General features: G+C 30.6%; 27 protein-coding genes. 1 reads left to right on the forward strand and 26 read right to left on the reverse strand.

Going from position 1 to position 23,140, the window contains the following annotated elements:
- Positions 1 to 18: 18 nt before the first annotated feature.
- Positions 19 to 1,053 (reverse strand): selenide, water dikinase SelD, encoded by a 1,035-nt coding sequence (selD, locus tag KQI41_RS12270; RefSeq protein WP_216585407.1) that lies wholly within the window; start codon positions 1,051 to 1,053, stop codon positions 19 to 21.
- Between the two features lie 12 nt (positions 1,054 to 1,065).
- On the reverse strand, positions 1,066 to 1,695 hold the full coding sequence (locus tag KQI41_RS12275) for a helix-hairpin-helix domain-containing protein (protein ID WP_216585408.1): 630 nt from the start codon (positions 1,693 to 1,695) through the stop codon (positions 1,066 to 1,068).
- Positions 1,696 to 1,837: 142 nt separating this feature from the next.
- Here KQI41_RS12275 and KQI41_RS12280 point away from each other — a divergent pair, with 142 nt between their 5' ends.
- Positions 1,838 to 3,100 (forward strand): D-alanyl-D-alanine carboxypeptidase family protein, encoded by a 1,263-nt coding sequence (locus KQI41_RS12280; protein ID WP_216585409.1) that lies wholly within the window; start codon positions 1,838 to 1,840, stop codon positions 3,098 to 3,100.
- 36 nt (positions 3,101 to 3,136) lie between these two features.
- Here the strand turns inward: KQI41_RS12280 and KQI41_RS12285 are convergent, their stop codons facing one another.
- The 24 genes from KQI41_RS12285 to KQI41_RS12400 all read right to left on the reverse strand — a co-directional run bounded on the left by KQI41_RS12285 (position 3,137) and on the right by KQI41_RS12400 (position 23,121).
- A complete protein-coding gene (locus tag KQI41_RS12285) occupies positions 3,137 to 3,517 on the reverse strand; it encodes a RidA family protein (protein WP_154442133.1) in 381 nt (126 codons plus the stop codon).
- 12 nt (positions 3,518 to 3,529) lie between these two features.
- The gene (gene rsfS / locus KQI41_RS12290) at positions 3,530 to 3,874 is read right to left on the reverse strand and encodes a ribosome silencing factor (protein ID WP_216585969.1); all 345 of its coding nucleotides are present in this window, start codon (positions 3,872 to 3,874) and stop codon (positions 3,530 to 3,532) included.
- Between the two features lie 73 nt (positions 3,875 to 3,947).
- Positions 3,948 to 4,520 (reverse strand): bis(5'-nucleosyl)-tetraphosphatase (symmetrical) YqeK, encoded by a 573-nt coding sequence (yqeK, locus tag KQI41_RS12295; protein WP_216585410.1) that lies wholly within the window; start codon positions 4,518 to 4,520, stop codon positions 3,948 to 3,950.
- Entirely contained in the window at positions 4,513 to 5,130 is a 618-nt protein-coding gene (gene nadD / locus KQI41_RS12300) for a nicotinate-nucleotide adenylyltransferase (RefSeq protein ID WP_154442127.1), read from the reverse strand. Before nadD ends, yqeK begins: the two co-directional genes overlap by 8 nt.
- A 59-nt stretch (positions 5,131 to 5,189) precedes the next feature.
- Positions 5,190 to 5,483, reverse strand: coding sequence for a ribosome assembly RNA-binding protein YhbY (gene yhbY, locus KQI41_RS12305; RefSeq protein ID WP_154442125.1), 294 nt, complete (start codon positions 5,481 to 5,483; stop codon positions 5,190 to 5,192).
- 18 nt (positions 5,484 to 5,501) lie between these two features.
- A complete protein-coding gene (locus tag KQI41_RS12310) occupies positions 5,502 to 5,681 on the reverse strand; it encodes a hypothetical protein (RefSeq protein WP_154442123.1) in 180 nt (59 codons plus the stop codon).
- Between the two features lie 19 nt (positions 5,682 to 5,700).
- Positions 5,701 to 6,972, reverse strand: coding sequence for a GTPase ObgE (gene obgE, locus KQI41_RS12315; RefSeq protein ID WP_216585411.1), 1,272 nt, complete (start codon positions 6,970 to 6,972; stop codon positions 5,701 to 5,703).
- 158 nt (positions 6,973 to 7,130) lie between these two features.
- Positions 7,131 to 7,421 carry a 50S ribosomal protein L27 gene (gene rpmA / locus KQI41_RS12320; RefSeq protein WP_154442119.1) on the reverse strand — a complete coding sequence of 97 codons (291 nt, stop codon included), beginning with the start codon at positions 7,419 to 7,421 and terminating at the stop codon, positions 7,131 to 7,133.
- Positions 7,421 to 7,768, reverse strand: a complete 348-nt coding sequence (locus KQI41_RS12325; RefSeq protein ID WP_154442117.1) for a ribosomal-processing cysteine protease Prp — start codon at positions 7,766 to 7,768, stop codon at positions 7,421 to 7,423. Before KQI41_RS12325 ends, rpmA begins: the two co-directional genes overlap by 1 nt.
- 2 nt (positions 7,769 to 7,770) lie before the next feature.
- Entirely contained in the window at positions 7,771 to 8,082 is a 312-nt protein-coding gene (rplU, locus tag KQI41_RS12330; RefSeq protein WP_154442115.1) for a 50S ribosomal protein L21, read from the reverse strand.
- Between the two features lie 288 nt (positions 8,083 to 8,370).
- On the reverse strand, positions 8,371 to 9,309 hold the full coding sequence (locus tag KQI41_RS12335) for a DDE-type integrase/transposase/recombinase (RefSeq protein ID WP_216584566.1): 939 nt from the start codon (positions 9,307 to 9,309) through the stop codon (positions 8,371 to 8,373).
- A gap of 108 nt (positions 9,310 to 9,417) precedes the next feature.
- A complete protein-coding gene (locus tag KQI41_RS12340; RefSeq protein WP_216585412.1) occupies positions 9,418 to 10,641 on the reverse strand; it encodes an Rne/Rng family ribonuclease in 1,224 nt (407 codons plus the stop codon).
- A 15-nt stretch (positions 10,642 to 10,656) separates the two neighbouring features.
- Complete coding sequence (locus KQI41_RS12345) at positions 10,657 to 11,352, reverse strand: TIGR03936 family radical SAM-associated protein (protein ID WP_154442111.1); 696 nt, start codon at positions 11,350 to 11,352, stop codon at positions 10,657 to 10,659.
- Entirely contained in the window at positions 11,349 to 13,196 is a 1,848-nt protein-coding gene (locus KQI41_RS12350; protein ID WP_216585413.1) for a TIGR03960 family B12-binding radical SAM protein, read from the reverse strand. Before KQI41_RS12350 ends, KQI41_RS12345 begins: the two co-directional genes overlap by 4 nt.
- A gap of 110 nt (positions 13,197 to 13,306) precedes the next feature.
- Positions 13,307 to 13,585: a hypothetical protein gene (locus tag KQI41_RS12355; protein WP_154442107.1), complete on the reverse strand. Its 279-nt coding sequence runs from the start codon at positions 13,583 to 13,585 to the stop codon at positions 13,307 to 13,309.
- A gap of 54 nt (positions 13,586 to 13,639) precedes the next feature.
- Entirely contained in the window at positions 13,640 to 14,686 is a 1,047-nt protein-coding gene (locus KQI41_RS12360) for an FAD:protein FMN transferase (RefSeq protein WP_216585414.1), read from the reverse strand.
- Between the two features lie 55 nt (positions 14,687 to 14,741).
- On the reverse strand, positions 14,742 to 15,545 hold the full coding sequence (locus KQI41_RS12365) for an FMN-binding protein (RefSeq protein WP_216585415.1): 804 nt from the start codon (positions 15,543 to 15,545) through the stop codon (positions 14,742 to 14,744).
- Between the two features lie 93 nt (positions 15,546 to 15,638).
- Positions 15,639 to 15,917 (reverse strand): cell division topological specificity factor MinE, encoded by a 279-nt coding sequence (gene minE / locus KQI41_RS12370; protein WP_154442101.1) that lies wholly within the window; start codon positions 15,915 to 15,917, stop codon positions 15,639 to 15,641.
- Positions 15,918 to 15,929: 12 nt separating this feature from the next.
- On the reverse strand, positions 15,930 to 16,742 hold the full coding sequence (minD, locus tag KQI41_RS12375) for a septum site-determining protein MinD (protein WP_154442099.1): 813 nt from the start codon (positions 16,740 to 16,742) through the stop codon (positions 15,930 to 15,932).
- A gap of 18 nt (positions 16,743 to 16,760) precedes the next feature.
- Positions 16,761 to 17,429 carry a septum site-determining protein MinC gene (gene minC / locus KQI41_RS12380; protein ID WP_154442097.1) on the reverse strand — a complete coding sequence of 223 codons (669 nt, stop codon included), beginning with the start codon at positions 17,427 to 17,429 and terminating at the stop codon, positions 16,761 to 16,763.
- Positions 17,430 to 17,469: 40 nt separating this feature from the next.
- Positions 17,470 to 20,718 (reverse strand): penicillin-binding transpeptidase domain-containing protein, encoded by a 3,249-nt coding sequence (locus KQI41_RS12385; RefSeq protein ID WP_154442095.1) that lies wholly within the window; start codon positions 20,716 to 20,718, stop codon positions 17,470 to 17,472.
- 11 nt (positions 20,719 to 20,729) lie between these two features.
- A complete protein-coding gene (gene mreD, locus KQI41_RS12390; RefSeq protein WP_216585416.1) occupies positions 20,730 to 21,230 on the reverse strand; it encodes a rod shape-determining protein MreD in 501 nt (166 codons plus the stop codon).
- Positions 21,231 to 21,245: 15 nt separating this feature from the next.
- Positions 21,246 to 22,079, reverse strand: coding sequence for a rod shape-determining protein MreC (gene mreC / locus KQI41_RS12395; protein WP_216585417.1), 834 nt, complete (start codon positions 22,077 to 22,079; stop codon positions 21,246 to 21,248).
- A 10-nt stretch (positions 22,080 to 22,089) separates the two neighbouring features.
- Positions 22,090 to 23,121 carry a rod shape-determining protein gene (locus KQI41_RS12400; RefSeq protein WP_154442089.1) on the reverse strand — a complete coding sequence of 344 codons (1,032 nt, stop codon included), beginning with the start codon at positions 23,119 to 23,121 and terminating at the stop codon, positions 22,090 to 22,092.
- Positions 23,122 to 23,140 lie beyond the last annotated feature (19 nt).

Consider the following 23,140-nt stretch of genomic DNA (forward strand, 5'->3'; position numbering starts at 1 on the left):
CAATCCCTTCCTTGTCTTCTATTCTATAATTACATAATGATCTTGTTTTTCACATACTTCTCCTACTACTGCATATTCAGTGGGATTAGATTTTAACTCTTCTAAAAGATTATCTTGTTTCTCCCTTGGAATAGATATTAAAAGTCCACCTGATGTTTGAGGATCAAATAGTACATCTTCTATATCTTTTGGTACATTTTCATTTATAAAAACATTATCTCCAACATAAGTTCTATTTGCATAAGTTCCAGCAGGAACCAATCCCATTCTAGCATATTCTAGTGCATTAGATATTATTGGAACATTATTATGTTTTATTTTTATGGTAACAGAGCTTCCTGTAGCCATTTCTAAGGCATGACCTATTAAGCCAAAGCCTGTTATGTCTGTAAGGCTATTAACGCCTTCTGTACGGTCTAAAGCCTCTTTAGCGTATTTATTTAAGGTAGACATTACCTTTACTGCTTCATCATAAGTGTTTTTATCTGCTATTTCTCCCTTTATAGCAGTATTTATAATTCCTAATCCGATTGGCTTTGTTAATACAAGTATATCTCCAGGCTTAGCATTGTTATTGGCAAGAACCTTATCTGGATGAACAAATCCAGCTACAGATAGCCCATACTTTGGTTCATCATCTTCCACAGTATGACCTCCTACAGTAATAGCTCCTGCCTCTTTGACTTTGTCATATCCGCCTTTCAATATTTCTCCTAATATATTTGGATCGAGACAATTTGGAAAACATACTATATTCATAGCCAACTTTGGTTCTCCACCCATTGCATATACATCCGATAAAGAATTAGCTGCTGCGATTTGTCCAAAGGTGTATGGATCATCTACTACAGGTGTAAAAAAATCTAAAGTTTGAATCATTGCTAAATCATCATTTATTTTATATACAGCAGCATCGTCAGATGTCTCTAATCCTACTAATAAGTTTTCATCATAAGTTTTTGGTAAGTGGCACAAAACTTGTGCCAAAATATCGGGACCGATTTTAGCCGCTCAACCAGAACTTTTAGTTAATTGTGTTAATCTTTTTTCCATAGTTGCACCTCTCTATTTTACTATTATTAATTCCTTTATGGCTTGAAACTTTTTCTCTCCTATTCCAGAAACATTTTTTATATCTTCAATGTTTTTAAATGGAGTAGATTCTCTATATTCAATTATTTTACTAGCTGTTGCTTCTCCTATACCTGGCAAACTAATTAATGCTTCTTTTGTACAGGTATTTATATTTATTTTATCAGAAATGTCTTCCATATTTAAATTATTTACACTGATAGTATTTATTTCTTCTGATGGTTCTTCCCCAATTTTAGGGATATATATCTTTTCTTCATCAACTAATTTCTTGGCTAAGTTTATTCTATCTATATCAGCATCTTTTTTAAGACCACCTGCCAATTCTACTGCATCAACTAGTCTCTGTCCTTGTTCTAATTCTACTAGTCCTGGCTTATATACTTGTCCACTTATATGAACCATTATTATTGTATCTTCTTCCTCTATTATACTAGTATCTTCTATATCCTCAGAAGCCTCTAATTGGTTTTCATTAATTACTTCCATATTATCTTCCAGTTTAATTATATCCCTTGTGAAAAATTTAAAACCTAAACTTACAACAATTACTAAAACAATTACTAGTATACCTATTTGTTCTCTTTTTGTAAAGGAATCCATAACACCCCTCCTAAAATAATTATTACTACTTAGTTTAATTCGACTTAATTATTTTTTTCCCTTCTATTTTATAAATATTTTGACTTAAAATTTTATATAATTTCTGTTATAATCTTAATATATAAATAAGGTGGTGGATAATTTGAAAAGACTTTTTATTTTGTTTATTGTTGGGGTTTTATTTAGTACATATTCCTTTTCTTATGCTGATGATTTAGATTTAGTTGGAGAAGGTGCTATCTTAATGGATATGGATACTGGTAAAGTATTGTATGAGAAAAATTCTAATTCTCAACTATATCCTGCAAGTACTACTAAAATTATGACTGCAATATTGGCTATTGAGAAAGGAAAAATGGATGATATTATTACCATAGATCAAGAAGTTATAGATTTAACTTCTGGAAGTCATATAGCTCTAGAACTTGGAGAACAAATGTCTCTTGAAAATCTACTAAATGCCTTACTAATAGAGTCTGCCAACGATGCTGCTCTTGCCATAGCCAAATATATATCTGGCAGTATAGAGGAATTTAGTAATCTGATGAATCAAAAGGCAAAAGAAATTGGCGCATTAAATACCAACTTTGTCAATCCAAATGGTTTGCCAGATGAAAATCATAAAACAACCCCTTATGATTTAGCCATGATGGCCAAATATGCTATGACAAATGAAAAGTTTAGAGAAATCGTGGGAAACTATACTTATACAATTCCTACAACAAATAAAAAATCTGAAACAAGGTATTTAAAATCAGCCAATAGACTTCTTTATAGTAATGAGAAAATTGATGTAGATGGCAAATTAACTCCTATTAAGTATGATGGAGTTAATGGAGTAAAAACTGGTTATACTGTAGCTGCCCAACAATGTCTTGTAACATCTTTTGAAAAAAATGATCATAAACTAATAGCTGTAGTTTTAAAATCCAGTGGAAAAAATATTTATTCTGACATTCATAAATTATTGAATTACGGTGTTGAAAATTTTGAAAACATAAATATTGGATTTGCAAATAAATTTATCGATAACTTTAGCGTAAATAAGGGTACTGTTCCTTTTGTATCTGGAATAACAAAGAATGACACTACAATTATAGTAAAAAATGATAGGAAAAATAGTATAGAAGAAAAAATCACAGTAAGTGAAAATTTAGAAGCCCCTATTGCCAAAGACCAAGTAATAGGTAAAGTTGAATATATCTTAGACAATGAAGTAATAGGTAGTACAGACATTGTTTCCACTATGGATGTGGACAAGATTCCAGCCCCCAATATATTTAAAATACTTCTTGGTAAATGGTATTTATTTATATTTGGATTACTGCTTTTCCTAAGAATATGGTCATTAAATCAAAGAAAAAAAAGACGCAGATATAGAAGTGCAAGTATTTATAAATTATAAAAAATCTAGTCCAATATTTGGACTAGATTTTTTTTATTATAATATTGCAATTCCCTCAATTTCAATATCTGCATCTTTAGGTAATGCGGCTACTTGTACTAAAGATCTAGCTGGTTTATGTTCTCCAAAGAATTCTGCATAAACTTCATTTATCTTAGGAAAATCACCCATATTAGTTACAAAAACTGTAACTTTAACTAGATTTTCAATACTTGCATGTGCTGATTCTAAAACAGCTTTTACATTTTCTAAACATAATCTAGTCTCTTTTTCAATATCACCTTTAGATAATTCTCCTGTTGCAGGATCAATAGGTAGTTGTCCAGATGTATAAATTATATTCTCGGCCTTAACTCCTTGTGAATATGGACCTACCGCTCCAGGTGCTTTGTCGGTTGATAAAAATCTTAATGACATATAATTCTCCTCCTAGTTCTGATTATTTGTTTCTTCTTCCTTAGACCACAATCTTTCCAAGTCATAAAACTCTCTTTCCTCTTTATGGAATACATGAACTATTATATCATTAAAATCTAAAAGTATCCACCTTCCACTTTGATAGCCTTCCTTAATTATTTCTTCTGATCCTGCTAAAATCATTTTTTCCTCTATTTCGTCAGCTATGGACATTACTTGAGTAGAAGAATTTCCACTTACTATAACAAAATAATCTGCTATAGGTGTTAACTTTGTTATATTCAATACTTTTATATCTATTCCTTTTTTATCCTCACAGGCCTTAGTAATAATATCCAACTTTTCTTGTAAATCTATCATAATCTACCCCCTAAAATATTTATTATTTTATATAATACAAATCATCTTAACTTTTTATTACTTTAACTAACTAACTTAACTTGTTTGATTTTATAACTAAAAAGTTTCTTGCCTTTACAGTATCAGGATGAATAATTTTATTTTCTCCAATTAAAAATATTATAGTCTTTTCCATTGCCAATAAAATCGACTTATCTAAATCTTTAAAAGCTAAATTTCTTATTTCTTCAACTCCTGGAAAGTTTCTACAAGGCTCTATATAGTCAGCTATATAAACTATTTTATCCAATATGGTCATATTCTCTCTACCAGTGGTATGATAACAAATAGACTCTAAAATTTCTCTGTCTTTTATTTTATACTTCTTTTCTGCAATTTTTGAGCCTAAAGGTCCATGTATTAATTCAGGATTATGTTCCATACAAGTATCTACGATTATACCAAAGTCATATGCCATTTTCAACAGATTTTCTCTATCAATGAACTTTCCACAGTCATGTAAAATAGCCGCTATTTTTATTTTATCAATATCTGTACAATATTTTTGACCTAAATCTATGGCAGTTTCCATTACTCTTAAAGAATGATTATATCTTTTTTCTCCTATATCTTCTATTAAACTTTCCTTTAATTGTTTATCCATTTATATTCTCCCTGCTATATAGCTTATGCTTATAAATATAACCTTCTACTATTTCTGGTACAAGATACTTAATGCTTAAATCCCTTTTAACCCTTTCTCTTATTTCAGTAGAAGATATTTCAATAAGTGGTGCATTTACCTTTTCAAATTTTAACCCATATAATCTATTTAATTCTTCAATTTTGTTTTCTATTTTATCCTCATTTTTTCCTAATCTGTATAATAATATAAAATTACATAATTCTATAAGTTCTTGAAAACCCTTCCATTGTACTATTTCAAATATAATATCTGAGCCAATAATAAAATAGATTTCATCTTCTCTATAAATCTCCTTTAAAGCTCTTATGGTGTCTATAGTATAAGTAGTACCTTCCCTATTTATTTCTATATTAGATATATCAAAATATTTATTTGATTCTATGGCTAAAGAAAGAATATCCAATCTTTTTTTCCCCTCAGTAATATTTCTATTGTTTTTAAATGGATGAACTCCTGAAGGAATAAAAATTACCTTATCTAGCTTCAATGAAGTTCTAGCATATTCTGCTGCTATTAAATGTCCATTGTGAATGGGATCAAAGGTTCCACCCATTACTGCAATTTTCATAGAATTTCTCCTCCAAATTAATAATTAAACTTCAGAAATATTTCTGAAGTTTAAACTTTTTATCTAGGCAATTCAATAGTTTTATTTTCTTCTGATTCCTTATATATTACAAATTTATTTCCAATGCTTTGTACAAACTCTGCATTTGCAGCTTCTGCTACTTCATTAGCAACCTCTGTTGCATCTAATAAACTATTATTTAGTACCTTTATTTTTAATAATTCTCTTGCCTCTAGGGCTTCTTCAACTTGCTTAATAAAATTTTCAGTTATCCCATTTTTTCCTACCTGAAATATAGGGTCCATATTATGTGCAATGCTTTTTAAATATGATCTTTGTTTACCTGTTAACAAATACTTCACTCCTCTAATTTAGACTTCCAGCTCTTTTTTGTTTCTTCTATGCTTTTCGTAGTCTGTACTCCCTTTCTTCCAACCTGTTCTACATTTTTCTTCTCTTTTGTAGTTTTCATTTATTACTACTTGGTTTTCCATTAAACAATAATATGTTGGTTGATTTTCTTTACAGTTTCCACAATTTAAGCAGTCCATTTTAGTACTTTACCCTCCATTAATTAAAAAATTCAAATTCGTATCCACATATAAATACAGATTCCCCTTCTTTTATACCTAGACTATTTAACTCATCTATTACACCTTTTTTCCTAAGCATATCTTGGAAATATCTCAAGGAATCTACATCATCAAAATATGTTGCACTTAAGAGTCTGTCTATAAATTCTCCTTCTACCATATATTTTCCATCTTCTTTTTTCACAATTATTGAGTTATTAGTATCTTCATCTTCATGAATAAACTCTTCATCAAATGTTTCATAAACTATTTCAGTGTTTATCAATAGATCCCAAATTTCATATTTTAGTTCATCTATACCTTCCAATGTTGCAGCAGAAAGTGATAATATTTTATATCCCTTAGGTTCAAATTCTTCTTTAACTTTTTGAAGTCCTTCTTCTGCTCCAGGTATATCCATTTTATTTGCCACTATTATTTGTGGTCTATCTTTTAATTTTATATTATATTTACTTAATTCTTCATTTATTTTATAAAAATCATCTATAGGGTCTCTACCTTCACTACCTGATACATCTAATACATGTACAAGTATTCTAGTTCTTTCTACATGTCTTAAAAAATCATGACCTAATCCTGCACCTTCATGAGCTCCCTCAATTAACCCTGGAATATCTGCGATAACAAAAGACTTCTCATCGCCTACTCTAACCACTCCAAGATTTGGTTTTAGAGTTGTAAAATGATAATTTGCTATTTTAGGCTTAGCTGCTGATACAATTGATAGAATAGTAGACTTACCTACATTGGGAAATCCTATAAGTCCCACATCTGCTAAAAGTTTTAATTCAAATACTATATTTCTTTCCTCACCTTTTTTCCCTGGCTCAGCAAATCCAGGTGCTTGACGAGTTGCAGTTGCAAATCTTGCATTTCCTCTACCACCTCTACCACCTTTGGCTATAACAAATGTTTGATCTTTTTCTTTAAGGTCCACAATTACCCCACCAGTGGCTTCGTCTTTAACCAATGTTCCAATAGGTAATTTTAATATAATATCCTCTCCACCTTTACCAAATTGTTTCTTAGATCTTCCATCTTCGCCATTCTGTCCTATATATGATCGTTTATATCTAAAATCCATTAAAGTTCTAATACCTTCATCAGCCTTTAGAATTATACTGCCACCATTGCCTCCATCGCCTCCATAAGGTCCACCTGACGGCTCATATTTCTCTCTTCTCCAAGCTACTACTCCATCTCCACCTTTACCTGCCTTAACACGTATATTGGCTACATCTATAAACATAGTCTCATCATCCTCATTTATTACTTCTTCTTTTATTTTTCAAATCTTTTAAATTTATTATACCAATTTTGCCTCTTCTGTCAATCTAATTGTCTTATTTAAAATAGTTTTTCCAAAAAAATAAAAAATATAAGCTTACCATAATGGTAAGCTTAGGTCTATGCTAATTCTTCTGCAGGATAAACACTAACTTGTTTTTTATCTCTGCCTTTTCTTTCAAACTTAACTACACCGTCAACTGTAGCAAATAAAGTATCATCTGAACCTTTACCTACATTGTTTCCTGGATGTATTTTAGTTCCTCTTTGTCTAACTAGGATATTTCCCGCTAAAACGAATTGGCCATCTCCTCTTTTAACGCCTAATCTTTTAGCTTCACTATCTCTACCGTTTCTGGAGCTACCTACTCCTTTTTTAGAAGCAAATAATTGTAAATTCAATTTAATCATCAATTACACCTCCCCATTTTGAGTGTTACATACTCTGGGTAACTTTCTATTATGGATTTAATTCCTACTACTAAAGATTCCAGTAGGATTTGAGTCTTATCTAATTTATTTTCTTCTATATCTTTAGGTAATTCTACACTTAGAAACCCTCTATCATCTATAGAATATATTATAGTTTTTTCGTCAATACCACAAAGTTCCATTAAAGATAATAAAGTGGTATGAGAAAGTACTGACATAGCAGCACATACTATATCTTTTCCATAGGAGTCATAGTTTGCATGTCCTTCTATGGTATATTTTTTAATTTTATTTTCTTCGTCTCTAAATATTTTAGCTACAATCATAATTAGCCTACTATATTTTCAATTCTTACCTTAGTAAATGGTTGACGATGTCCTTGTTTCTTTCTAGCATTTTTCTTAGCTTTATATTTGAAAACAACGATTTTTTTAGCTTTTCCTTGCTCTAAAACAACAGCTTCAACTTTAGCTCCGTTAACATAAGGTTTACCAGCAACTATATCGTCCTCTTTAGATACTAAAAGAACTTTATCAAAATTTATATTTGAGCCTTCTTCTCCATCTAATTTTTCTACAAAAACAACATCGCCTTGTTGAACTCTATATTGCTTACCACCTGTTTCTATTACAGCATACATTTACAGCACCTCCTCTAACCCAGTCTCGCCAATACAGGGTGCCATTAGGACTTAAACCCAGATTGAGCGGCTCTACACCAAAATATTTTAACAAATATTTGCATGAATGTCAATAGACAATCTATTCTATAATATGACCTCTTTCTAGAGAAGTCAAACATATGTGACACAGACCTCTGAAAAATTTTCTCTGAATAATGCTGTGGTTTTCTTAAATTGCTAGTAATTATTTTGTCAAGGAGGAAAGCGATAGCGATCCTTGATTAAATAATTATTAGTAATACCATCTTAAGCAGCATTTTTAGAGAAGTACTCCTCAACTATTTCATTTGGCGTCTTAAAGTTAAGAATTTTCCTTGCTATGTTATTGTATTTGTTACTATATCTTCTAAATGACTTCTCCATTTCTTTATAGCTACTAAACCGTCTTCTGCTGTAGAATAATTCATTATCTATCCTATGACTACGCTCTACTATACCATTTTGCCATGGTGAATATGGACGAATACGTTTGTGTTTTATATCTAGCTTTTCTAAATACTTTTCAAATCTAGTTTTCTTATTTGTAATATCTTGATCATTAACAAATTCGATTCCATTATCAGTTTGAACCAATTCAACTTTAAATCCTAATTTATCTTCTAATCGTGTTAAAAAGTTAGATGTACTATATGTGCTAAGTTCATTAACTAATTCTAAATATCTCTTTCTTGAATATTCATCAATAGCTGTTATTTGGTAGTATCTGCTATGATTACTTGCAAAGCCAATACATTCATTTGGAACATACTTTACATCTATTTGTACTCTTTCCCCTGGATAAGTAGCAAGGTTTTTATGATAGTTAGATTTAGGATAGCTCACTCTTTTCTTTGCTACATTTAATTTCATTTTTCTTATCTGTCTACACATAGAATCATAGGTTCTTTTATACCCTGCATCTCTTAACTTACGATATATCTGTGCATAACCTTCATGCTGATGGTATCGATGCTTATATCTTATTAAATCTAACTCTTCTTGAGTATGTTGATTAGGATGTGACTTTGGTCTTGTACTTCTATTGGCCAAGGATTTTACATCACCATCATATCTTTTTCTCCAGCGTTGAACTTGCTGACGGCTGGTATGGTATTTTCTAGCTGCCTTAGCATTATTATCATGTTTAATTGCATATTTAACTACCCTTTGACGAAATCTCATCTCTTCTGTTATAATTGTTTTCATAAGGAAAGATCCCTCCGATTTTTGTTTGTTATGGTAAACAACATTATATCAGAGGTCTTTCCTTTTTTCATATTTACTTGTCACAAATGTATTGTCTCATATCACAATCTATTCTATAATATGACCTCTACCTTCACATTTAGGACATACTTTATAAAAGTCCCTAGACAAAGACCTTCTTATTTTTTTTCTAGTCAATTCCACAAGACCTAATTTTGTAATATCTATGATATTAGTTTTTATTTTGTCCTTCTTTAAATTCTTACGAAGTATGGCTAAAACATTGGAAATATCATTTTTATTTTTCATATCGATAAAATCTATGATTATTATACCACCTATATCTCTAAGTCTAATTTGCCTTGCAATTTCTCCAGCAGCTTCTATATTGGTTTTTACTATGGTATCTTCCAAAGAACTACTTCCTACAAATTTTCCAGTATTCACATCTATAGCCGTTAGTGCCTCTGTCTCGTCTATAACTATATACCCTCCAGATTTAAGAGAGACTATTCTTTGTAATGCAGTTTGTAAATCCAATTGAATTCCTGTGTTATAGTTAATAGAAAAATCTTTGTCTAATTCCATCTTATTAGAAAACCTGAATGGAAATGTTTCCTCAGTTAAAATCAAATTATCATAAACTTCTTTATTATTCACTATGATTTTTTCAGTTTCATCATTAAAGCTATCCCTTATTATTTGATAACCTAAACTAGGCTCCTTATATAATAATTTAGGACAAGGTAAGAAATTTCTTTCTTTTTCTATTTTAGCATAAATATCATATAAAATATTGTACTCTTCTTGTAATATAGATTCATCTATACCTTCTGAAGCTGTTCTAAAAATTAGACCAGTGTCATTTTTTATGATTTTTTTTCCTATTTCTTTTAGGCTTTCTACTTCAACTATACTTCGAATCTTCTTTGATATGTTTATCTTATTTGAAAAAGGAGTAAATACTAAGAATCTACCAGGTATTTCAATATGAGTAGTCACTTTTGCACCTTTATTTCCTGAAGGTTCTTTTATTACCTGAACTATTATTTCTTGCCCAGATTTGACCACTTCTGATATACTATATCTTTTGCCACTATATAACATTTCCTTCGGTAGAGCATCTTTTACATATAAATAGGCATTTTTACCTTCTCCTATATCTACAAATGCTGCTTCCATACCTTGTAATACATTGACTACCCTACCTCTATAAATATTTCCAACTATTTTCTTTTCTTCTTTTTCTAAATGATATTCAACAAGTCTATTATTCTCTACAATGCCTACTCTTTGAAATCCATCTAAGGAATCAATAAAAATATAACTCATAAAAACTCTCCTATCTTATAAAGGCTTATATATATTCTTATCTTTTTCCGCATATAGACCTAATCTTTTTATGGTTATAGAATCCATATCTATATTAAGAGTTGTATCTCTATTTAAAGCTTCCATTAAGTTAGTTGGCTTTAAATTTCCATTATCTCCTGCTTTTATTAGTGTATCTATTATTACATTGTTATGATTTATTTCTTTTAATACTATATTTCCTATAAGATTTTTAATGTTTTCTTGTCTCTCAATTTTCTTTTTACCTTTTTTCTTTAATTTGGTAATCATTATTTCTTCTTTACATAACCAAGTGTTGATTATATCTTCTATTTCTTCTTTAGATTTATCTTTAATTATATCAAAGTTTATTTCATAAAATGCCCAAGAAATCAAAGATGCTATAGATTCTTCTTTTTTTAAGTATATTGCTTTAGTGATTTGAATATCATCTGGCAATACCTCATTCATTTTTTCCATAAATTCATCTACTGCCATATAATCTAGGTCTATATCCATATATTCTTCCTCAGATTCAATTCCCAGTGATAAAGGATGTGCTATGGAGAACTTAGGATGGGGATTGAAACCCTCCGAATATTTTAGAGGAATTTTTGCTCTATTAAAACTTCTATGAAACAATCTCATTAGATCTAAATGCCCAATATATCTTAAATAATTCTTCTTGCAAAATGTAACTCGTAAAATCAATTGTTTTCACCGCCAATCATTGTACATCCCTTTATTCCACAACCCCTACATTGGTCTCTACAATCAGGTGTAGTTTGTTCCTCTATTGATCTTTTATATTCTCTTATTAAATATTCTTTAGATACTCCTGGATTTATGAAATCCCAAGGTAAGTTTTCCTCTAAAGACCTATTTCTTAAAGCGTAAAAATCTCCATCCATATCTAACTCTTTTAAAGTCTCTATCCATGTATCATATTTAAAGTGCTCGGACCATCCATCAAATTTACAGCCTTTCTCCCAAGCCCTAAGTATAAGTTTAGATATTCTTCTATCACCTCTGGCTATTATAGCCTCTAGATAACTTAGTTTAGGGTCATGATAATTGAATGTTACCTTATTATCTTTTATACTATTCTTTACAAGATATATCTTTCTGTAAAATTCATCCATGGATTCTTGACCTACCCACTGAAAAGGAGTAAATGGTTTAGGTACAAAACAAGAAGCACTAGCTGTTACCTTTAAATTACCCTTTCTTTCTTCTTTAGGCAAATCAAAAAACATATCCTTAACTTTATAAGCTAAATCTTTTATCCCCATTACATCTTCGTCAGTTTCAGTAGGTAATCCCACCATAAAATATAGTTTAATAGTGGACCACCCTTCTTTAAATACATAGCTTACAGTATTGACTAAATCTTCCTCTGTAATTCCTTTATTTATTACATCTCTAAGTCTCTGACTTCCTGCCTCTGGTGCAAAAGTCAATCCAGATTTTCTAACCTTTTCAATTTCCTTCAATATATCTATACTGAAGGAATCTAATCTTAATGATGGTAAAGATACTCCTACTTTCTTCTCTTCAAACTTTTCCATTAATTTTGTAATAAGTAAATATAATTCCGAATAATCACAAGAGCTAAGGGAAGATAAAGAAACATTTTCGTATCCAGTGCTTTCCACTAATTTATCTGCTAATTCTACTATTTTATCTACAGATTTTTCTCTTATGGGTCTATAAATCATGCCTGCCTGACAAAATCTACATCCATGGGTACACCCTCTAAATATTTCCATACTTACTCTATCATGAACAGTTTCAATAAATGGTACTATCATTTTCTCTGGTGAAAACATGGAGTCTAAATCTTTAATCATTCTTTTGTCTATCTTACTTGGCACCCCTTCAATAAGGGTAATTCTCTCTTTTATAGTTCCATCTTCTTTATATACTATATCATAAAATTTAGGAACGTAGACCCCTTGAATTTTAGCAATTGATTTTAAAAATTCTTCTCTATTCCAGTTTCCCTCTTTATGCTCTTTATATACTTGAAGTATTTCTATAGTTACCTCTTCCCCTTCACCTATTATGAAGAAATCAATAAAGTCTGCTATTGGCTCTGGATTATATGCACAAGGTCCTCCAGCTAATACAAAAGGATCCTCATCTGTTCTATCTTTAGATAATAAAGGGATCTTAGATAAATCTAAAATATTTAATATATTTGTATAACTCATTTCATATTGTAGTGTAAATCCCAAAAAGTCAAAATTTCTTACTTCTTCTTTGCTTTCCAATGTAAAAAGAGGAAGATTTTCATGTCTCATTTCTTCTTCCATGTCTGTCCAAGGAGCAAACACTCTTTCACATAAGAAATCTTCTTCTTCATTTATTAAATTATATAAAATATGAAGTCCTAAATGAGACATTCCAACATCATATATATCTGGAAATGAAAAGGCAAATTTTACTTTCACCTTTTCTAAATCTTTTGATACTGAATTTTGTTCCATTCCAATATATCTTGCTGGTCTTTCTACTCTTTTTAGAACCCTATCAAGCTTCTTCTGATTTATCATTTGTTTCCACCTTTCATTGATACTCTAAGTATTATCTTATCACTTTTCTCCCAATATTAGTAGGAAAATTTTACTCTTCAATAGAGTACCTCGGGAAATCCCGAGGTACTCTATTTGTTATGTTTATAAAGTTGTCCTGTTAGACCTTCTATTGTTTCCATAGATGTATCTACGAATTTTACTAAATATTCTTTTACTTTTTCTCCATCTTTCTTTAAACTAAATTCATAATATACATTTTTTTCAATAATATTGATAATATCATTTGTTATTCTAGTATTCATCATCTTAATTAAAAGTATAATTAATAAAGTAACTAAAACAAAAACTAATTTATTAATCTGCCTATTATAATAACTATTAGAAGATTTAAAATATCTTTTATTCATAAAATCACCTACCTCAATATACTATATGATATTTGGTAGAATTTATACTATTGATTAATATTCTTTTATGTTAAAATGTTTATTCCCATTATTCAAATTAAATTTATCATTTAAACTTGCAGGAATATATACATCTCTATTTTTTGTAACAAATATAGCTTGAATACCTTCCAATGAATTAACTAGTTCTATTCCTTTATCTACACCTAAAACAAATAATGTAGTGGACAATCCATCTCCATCTATGGATTTATCTGAAATAATACTTACTCCAGTTATTTCATTATCTCCTGGATAACCTGTTTTAGTATCTAAAATATGATGATACTTCTTACCCTTATAGGTAAAAAATCTTTCATAGTCTCCAGATGTGACTATGGACTTGTTTTCAGCTTCTATTACTCCTAAAAAATTTCCAGTATGCTCAAATGGGTCTTGAATCCCTATCTTCCAAGGGGTTTCTTCTAGTTTAGTTCCATGAGCAAAGACATTTCCCCCTAAGTCAATTATTGCACTATTTACCCCATTTTCACTTAATATTCTTCTAACCTCGTCTGTAGCATATCCCTTTACTATACCACCAAGATTAATCTTCATACCTTGTTCTTTTAAATATACTTGATTATTATCTAATAACTCAAGATTATTATAGTTTATATAAACCTTGGTTTTTTCTATATCTTCAGCTGTAGGTATGAAATCCCTTTCCTTCTCTTCTGCCTTTATATTCCATAAATCTACTAAAGGTCCAATAGTAGGTTCATATGCACCAGAAGAAATTTCAGCGAAATATTTTGCTTCACTTATGACAAAAAATGTATCTTCATTTATGGATACAGGCTTTATACCTGCATTTTCATTTATCTTATTTACATCGCTTTCCTCTAATGTAGCACTCATTCGTTTCTCTATTTCTTCTAATCTTAAAAATACCTTATCTAAAATCTTTTCATCAGGCTTATCATAAATTTTCACAGTCATTACTGTATCCATTAAAAATTCTGTCCTAGAAATAGGATCTATACTTTTATTCTTCGTACATCCTGTTATAACCAATGATAAAGCTAGAAGTATGCAAAACATATATCTGCTAATTTTCATTTTATCACTCCATATTATTTTAAAAAAACCCTAACGTTTAGTTAGGGTTTTATTTTTATTTTGCTGAGCTTAAAGCTTGATTTACAAGTTCTATTACAGTAGTTCTAGTTGTTGTTGCTCCTGTAATACTATCTACATTAAGGTTTTCTGTTCCATTGTTATCCACAATTAATTTTTGCATTGCTTTAGCTACTTCAAAAGCTGGCTCATAAGCATAGTTATCTGCTGACTTTCTATCTCCTACTTTAACTCCATCTGCATCTTCTACTGCTATTTCGGCATAGTCAACACCAACAATTTGTCCATCCTGAACCTTTACTTTAACTTCTGCTAACCAACCATGACTAGCTTCTTCAGCTTTAGCTTCATATTCTCCATCTTTAAATACTGGAGTATAAGTTTCTCCTTTAGATGCTTTATCTAATAACTGTCCAGTAATCTCTTTGAAAGTTCCTTTTGTACTAGTTGCACCTGAAACTGCATCAAAGTCTACTGCACTAAGGTCTTTTTTGTCATTAAATTGAGCGTTTAAATCTTTAATTACAGCTATTCCTTCTGCATAAGGATAATTGGATTCATTTTTAGCATCTCCTGAGTCCACTAAATACTCATTATAATCAAGTGCCTCAATTTGTCCATCCTTTACCTCAAGTTTTGCCATAGAATAGTTCCCATGATCACTTACTTCTGTTTTAACTAAATAAGTACCATCTACTAAGTTGCCATTTGTTTCTCCTGCTGTTTCATTTACACCTGGTTTGTTTTCATCCACTGGAGTCGGTTCTTTTTTAGTACATCCTGTAAAAATAGCAGCAGTTACTACCACTGATAATCCTAAGGCTAATACTTTTTTCTTCATTTCAAACCTCCTAAATTTTTCTTTGGTTATACATCTTTACTATTATACTATATAGTATAAAGTTTATCAATATTAAATTTTACACTATATTATTTACTGATTATCCTTTACTTTTACTATAGGTATATTTGCTACTAATGCAGAAACTGTAGAATTATCCTTGTCTCTTTTCATTCTTGTTAGTTTAATATCTAATCCAGCCTCATCTATATCTGCATATTCAGATATTACCCTAATTATATCACCTTTAATCATATCTAGAAATTTAGGTGAAAGATCTGCTCTATCGTGTACCAATACTAATTTAAGTCTTTCTTTAGCTACATTTTTACTACTTTCATCTTTTTTCCCAAATAATTTAAATAGTTCCAAGAAACTCCCCCCTTATTTACCAAATAATACTTTTAGGATTTTGCTTAGCTTTCCTTCTTCATCAACATCTAAATTTAGAAATTCTACTTCTTCTCCTATTATTCTTTTGGTTATATTTTTAAAGGCCTTTCCTGATAATGCTTTTTCATCTATAACTACTGGCTCCCCCTTATTTGTAGATATGACAATAGCTTCATCATCTGGTACTATACCAAATAAATCTATGGCTAGAATATCTATAATATCATCCATATTCATCATATCTCCTCTTTTTACCATTTCATGCCTGATTCTATTTATTATTAGTTTAGGATTATGCAATCCCTTTGCCTCAAGTATTCCTATTACTCTGTCAGCGTCTCTTACAGCTGATATTTCAGGAGTTGTTACTATTAATGCTAAATCAGCACCAGCTATTGAATTTTGAAATCCTTGTTCTATTCCTGCTGGAGAATCTATAATAACATAATCAAATTCTTTTTTTAGCTGATTTACCAATTCAAGCATCTGATCTGGACTCACTGCAGATTTGTCCTTTGTTTGGGCAGCTGGTAAAAGGTATAACTTTTCATGTCTTTTATCTCTGATCAAAGCCTGTTTTAGCCTACAATTTTTCTCTACTACATCAACTATATCATAGACTATTCTATTTTCCAATCCCATAACAACATCTAAGTTTCGTAGCCCAATATCTGCATCTACAACTACTACAGATTTTCCTAAAACAGCTAGTCCAGTTCCTATGTTTGCAGATGTTGTAGTTTTTCCTACGCCACCTTTTCCTGAAGTGACAACTATGGCGGTTCCTAGTTTCTCTTTGTCCATTTATTATCCTCCCTTTTATTATTTGTTAGGTAAATATGGTTCAATTATTACCTCCCCATCTTTAATCTTTGCGACCTCCGGAACTTTATATATCTCTGATTGTTCGTCTGGCGGTCTAGCAATTATATCCCCAATCCTTAACTGCATAGGTTGTAAATTATATGCTGCCACTATGGCATTTAAGTTTCCACATATTCCAGCATGAGCAACTCCTCTAATTGTACCAAGGACTATTATATTTCCTTTAGCCTTTATAAGTGCTCCAGGATTTACATCTCCTATTATAACTATATTACCATCATAGTCAACAGTTTGTCCTGATCTTAGAGTCCCATTTATATATTTTGTCATTCCACAATCTATACCATCAAATGTAGAATCAGGTATAGTGTCTAACTCTTTATTGTCTTCATGGATTTTTAATTTAGGATTAAGTATATAGTCTGGCAGTTCTTCTTCAGAAACTACCAAATCATATTTATACTTTAAAATCAATTTTAATTCTACTAAGTCTTCATAGGACAATCCTTCTGATTTAATACCTAAAAGTTTTATTCCTTTATAAAAATTGGGAGCATTTTTCATTTTCTTATCTAGTTCTTTCTTAATAATTAACAAATCTGCCCCATTAACATTTAGAAAAACACCTTCCTTAACACCCTTAAAACTAATTAAGTCATCTTTCACTTTCTAAGCTACCTCCACAATAATTTAAATAGGTTTCATATTACTCTGATAAACTGTTTTTAAAAGGTAGGGATTCCTTAGTTCCAACTACATTTAATCCTAGATATTCTGCAATAATATCTCTTGTCATAGGTCCTGCATAACCTCCACTACCACCTTGAAACAGTACTACTGACACTGCTATTTCAGGGTCTTCATAAGGTGCAAAAGCAACAAACCATGCAAAATCATCATAAGTGTCTCCTGTGTAAGGATTCACCCCTGCTCTTTGAGCAGTACCTGTTTTAGAGCCTACTTGTACAGGAAAATTTCCAAATATTCTTCTGGAAGAACCATCATTTGATACTTCCAACATTCCTCTTTTAATATGTTCTAAGTTTTCGTAGTTATTTAACTCTATTCTCTCAACTTCTTGTTCTTTATTTAAAATAACCTTAGAATTATTATAGTTTTTTACATTATCTACTAAAGTTACCTTATGTCTATAACCTCCATTAGCTATGGTAGCTATATAGTTTGTCATCTGAATAGGACTATAGGAGTTTTGACCTTGACCAATGGTCACATTTAAAGTATCTGTTATATTCCACCCTGCTTGTTGCAAGTAACTAAATTTAATTCTATCAGCTAGTCCTTCCTTTTCTCCTGAAAGTCTCTTTTCTGGCTCTAGCCCGAAAGCATCTAATCTTCTAATAACCTCACCTCTAGATAAAGGCTCTTCTAATTCAGTCCAGCTTACTATATCTTCTATTATATCTTTAATAGTATCTTGATCCAATATAGTATCTTCTTTTACATATTTTTCTATATTACCACGTAAATAGGATTTTAACATGGACTTAGTAAGTATTATTTTTCTTTGTGGATCTGGAACACCACCAGATACTTCTGCAGGTATATTTATTTCTATACCACTTTTATCATTTAGTCCTAATTGTTTAGATAAATTTACTATATCTTCAATCTCAAGTTTAATTCCTATACTCTCTCCAGTTCTTTGATTTCTACCTAAGGCTAATGTATAAAAATAATAGTTACATGAATCTCTAATTGCTTCGTATAAGTTTTCATATCCATGAGTTCCTCTGCTTTGATTCCAAATCCAACACGCTGGTTTATAATTTCCAATTTGAACATATCCCATATCTCTTATACGCTTAGTAGGGCTTAGTCCTTTTTCCAAGCCAGCAAGTCCAGTTACCATCTTAAAGGTAGAACCCGGTTGTACTGCAGTTTGAATAGCTATATTATACAAAGGTCTAGGTGCTAATGGGTCTTTATCGTGTTCTGGGAATAAACTTAACCAATCTGTATCAGATATGCCTGTTGCAAATAAGTTCGGATCATAAGCAGGATAACTAGCCATGGCTAAAACTTCTCCTGTTTTAACATTAGTGGCTACTACTGCACCAGATGTGGCATTTACATATGGTCTTCCCTTTTTCTTGTTATTTCCAAATTGATAATTACCCCATTGACTTTCATATGTCCCGCCAACTTGAACTTTTTCTAATGTTTGACGCAATACATTTTCTGCAAATTTTTGCAGCTTCAAATCTATGGTTAAATAAAGATTGTTTCCTGGTGTTGGCTTTTTCTCATCTAAGATATTTGTTGTATTTCCTAGTACATCTACTTCTACTCTTTTTACTCCATTTTCTCCCCTTAGAACTTCTTCAAAGCTTTCTTCAACTCCAGCTTTACCTATAATATCATTAGGGGAGTATCCAGCTTCATCTACATATTTTTTAATTTCATTAGGCTGACTGATTTTCCCTAAATATCCTAGTATATGAGCCGCAGTATTTTTCTCTGGATAATATCTAACAGGTTCTATGGAGACCTGTATACCTGGTAAATCTGATAACCCTTCCTCTATTTTTGCCACAGTTGAATCTTTAATACCATATGCAATATTTATTGGCTGATAAGCTAAATGTCCCTGTTTACTAAGAACTTCATATAGTATAAGTATGGACCTAGCCTCATAATTACTTAAATCCTTAGATATTTCATGTTTTTCTTTTAAGGCTTCAAAAGCTTCCTTAACTGTACTTGTTTCATCTATACTATATCCATTATACCATCTTTTCTTATTATTTATAAATACATATTCAAAATCTTTTGCAATAGAAATTTTAGGATTTATTCCGTTATTTAATAGCTGTTCCTGTGCCACTGACCTTATATTATCATTAATAATAAATTCTTCCATAACTCCAGCCTTTTTACCATACTCTACTAAAATGTCTGTAGGTGATTTATCCCCTATATCTTCATTTCCTGTATATTTATATATTACACTAGAATTCTCTTCACTTAACTCTATCTTTATAGGTATATTGGGATCTTTCTCCAATATCATATCTAATAATATTTTTCCAGGTACTATAATCTCGATTTTTCCTTTATTATTTTCTTTTTCTATTACTCTTTCTAAAATATCATTGATAGATGTTTTCATAACTATACTGACAAAGTCCTGTTTTGCTGTTGTTTTATCTGTAACCTCTGGATAAGAGCCCATTAAACTTCTTTTTTGCTCCTTATATTCTTCATCATAAGTTAATGAATAATCTTCCATAATAATATTTTCAGTTAAATTCTTATTAGTTAAGATTTCGTATATCAATTTCCTAGAAATTGGATGGTCTATTATTTTTCTTATGATTATTTTATCGTTTTGTATTAGGCTTACTAACTCACCAACCGTAAGACCTTCTCTATTAACTTCTATGTCTCTATCTTCTAAAGCATTTATAGCTTTTTCTATTATAGAAAATTTGTAATGCTCTGGGTATTCTTGATGAATATATGAAGCTTCAAGCAGCTCTCCCATGAGATTATGATTGATTATAATATCTACTACCTTGTCATTAGGCATTAAATCTTCCTTAAAATAATCTTCCTCAGCCTTATATTTAAAGGCATTTAATTTAATTGGAAAATCATCTACATATGTAACTCCATCTTCCTCCAGTAGTCTTACTAAAGACAATAAAGCCTGATTTTTTTTATTTTTATCCTTTATATTTAGTTCATCTTTTAAAAGTTGCACAGTAAAACTAGGCTTATTTCCTGCTAAAAGCCTACCATATCTATCTCTTATTTCTCCCCTTGGTGCAGAAACATATACTTCTTTTAATCTTTTATTATCTGCTTTATCCCTATAGTCATCACCTTCCACAATAGTTAAAATAGCCAATCTGAAAGATAAAAGAAACATAAGAAGAACAACGATATATGTAACAATATTATATCTATTAAATATTTTTTCTATCCATTTCATTTATTTCACCTCTATCTACTACCAAATCTTATCTTTGGTACAACGAAAATCTTTGAAAAAATCTTATATATAGGAATACATAAAACAATATTATATATTATCTCTATAGTTAATACATCTTTCAGGAAATATAAAAATGGAATATCATGAGATAAGAAAAACATAAATACATAATATGCAAAATTATAAAATACTGTACCTAAAATGGAAAACAATATAGGTATAAGAATATTATCCTTAGATAATTTATTTTGAGTCAGTCCCACTACATAACCTATAAAAAAATAGATAAATGAGTTTATACCTAAAACAGGACTGAATAGAATATCCTGTATTATACCAATTATCAGCCCCATTATTCCTCCATAAATTCTTCCCTTATATAAACCTATGGAAATAATTATAAGAAGGGCTGTATTAGGTACAACCCCAAATATGCTTAGATATGGAAGTATTGAGCTTTGTAAAAAAAGGTTTAACAAAGTTATTAAAGATAATGTTAGTACAATCATATTCATCCCTCAATTTTAATCTATTACAAAAACTTTATATAATTTTTTAAAGTTTACAGCAGGTTTAACTGTTATCTTTTTCATTAGTTCTTCCTCTGCATCTATTACTTCATCTACTTCACCAATATATATATCCTTAGCAAAAACTCCACCAAGACCTGATGTAAATAGTTTATCTCCTTTTATTACATCCGATTTATTATCATAGAGAAATCCAGAGATTTGTCCATCAATACTGCCCGATATAACTCCACCATCTTGAGTTCTCAGATTCACAAAAGATATACTATTGACTTCATCTATAATAGAAACTATTTTCGACCAGTTGTCTCCAACATCAACTACACGTCCTACAACACCTTCAACTATGATATTTTGTTCAACCTCTACACCTTGAACTACAGTACTACCTTTTTTTATCCCATCTTTTATTCCTTTGTCTATGGTAAATCTATCAAACCAACTTCCAGGTTCCTTGCCTATTATTTGAGCGGAAATTAAATTAAAACTTGTCTTCTCTAAAACCTTGGCTTCATTTTTAAGATAATCAGTTTTTCCTATAATATTTAAGTAATTTCGATTTTCTTCTTCTAATTTAGATATTTGTTTTTTTAAAGACTCATTTTCTTCTTTTAATTTTCCAATATTTTTAACACCTTCAAAAAAATCAGAAACACCTTTACCTATAGAGTTTGATACTTTCCCTATAGGTGTAAGAATATTACCTATTATTTTTTCTACTTTACTTAAAGCCATTCTTTCAGTACTGGTAACTCCTATTATAACAATTAGAATGATAGCAACTGCCGTTACCATCATTCTCTCTTTATTCCTATTGAAAAAGGACATAATATCACCACTAACCTATTCTTTTATTATTTGAAAGGGTTTTTTTAAGAACTTCTATACTGTCTAATGCTTTTCCTGTACCTATTGCAACACAATCCAATGGTTCTTCAGCAATATGTACTGGCATACCTGTCTCTTCCATAATCAATCTGTCTAAGCCTTCTAAAAGTGCTCCCCCACCTGTTAACATTATACCTAACTCCATTACATCTGAAGCCAACTCTGGTGGAGTCTTTTCCAAAGTAGATTTTATTGCATCTAAAATATTATGAACTGGTTCTTTCAAAGCATTATATATTTCATCTGAACTTACACTTATTGTCTTAGGTAATCCAGAAATCATATCTCTACCTCTTATATCCATTGTAGATAATTCAGAATTTGAATCTGCTGAACCTATGGTTATCTTAACTTCTTCTGCGGTACGTTCTCCAATCATTAAACTATACTCTCTTTTTATAAAACTGACTATGGATTCATCTAACTCATCTCCACCTACTCTAATGGATTTAGATGTAACTATACCACCTAATGAAATAATAGCAACCTCTGTAGTACCACCACCAATATCAACTATCATAGAACCCGTTGGCTCTTGAACAGGTAATCCAGCACCTATGGCTGCTGCCATCGGTTCTTCAATTAAATAAGCATCTCTAGCTCCAGCATGTATAGCCGCTTCTTCAACTGCTCTTTTCTCTACTTCTGTAACACCACTAGGTACACATATTACCACTCTAGGCTGAAATAGACTTCTTTTTTTAGATGCCTTTCTTATAAAATATTTTAACATACTTTTTGTAACATCAAAATCAGCAATTACTCCATCTTTTAATGGTCGAATAGCCACTATATTTCCTGGTGTTCTTCCTATCATCTTTTTAGCCTCTTCACCTACAGCCAATACTTGTTTAGTATTTGTCTGTATTGCTACAACTGAAGGTTCTCTAGCTACTATTCCTCTGCCTTTTATATAAACTAATGTATTTGCTGTTCCTAAATCTACACCCATATCCTTTACAAATCCACTAAATAATCCCATGCTATTTACTCCTTCCTTA

It is taken from the genome of Tissierella pigra (assembly GCF_018917845.1).
In the GTDB taxonomy this organism is placed as follows: Bacteria; Bacillota; Clostridia; order Tissierellales; family Tissierellaceae; genus Tissierella; species Tissierella pigra.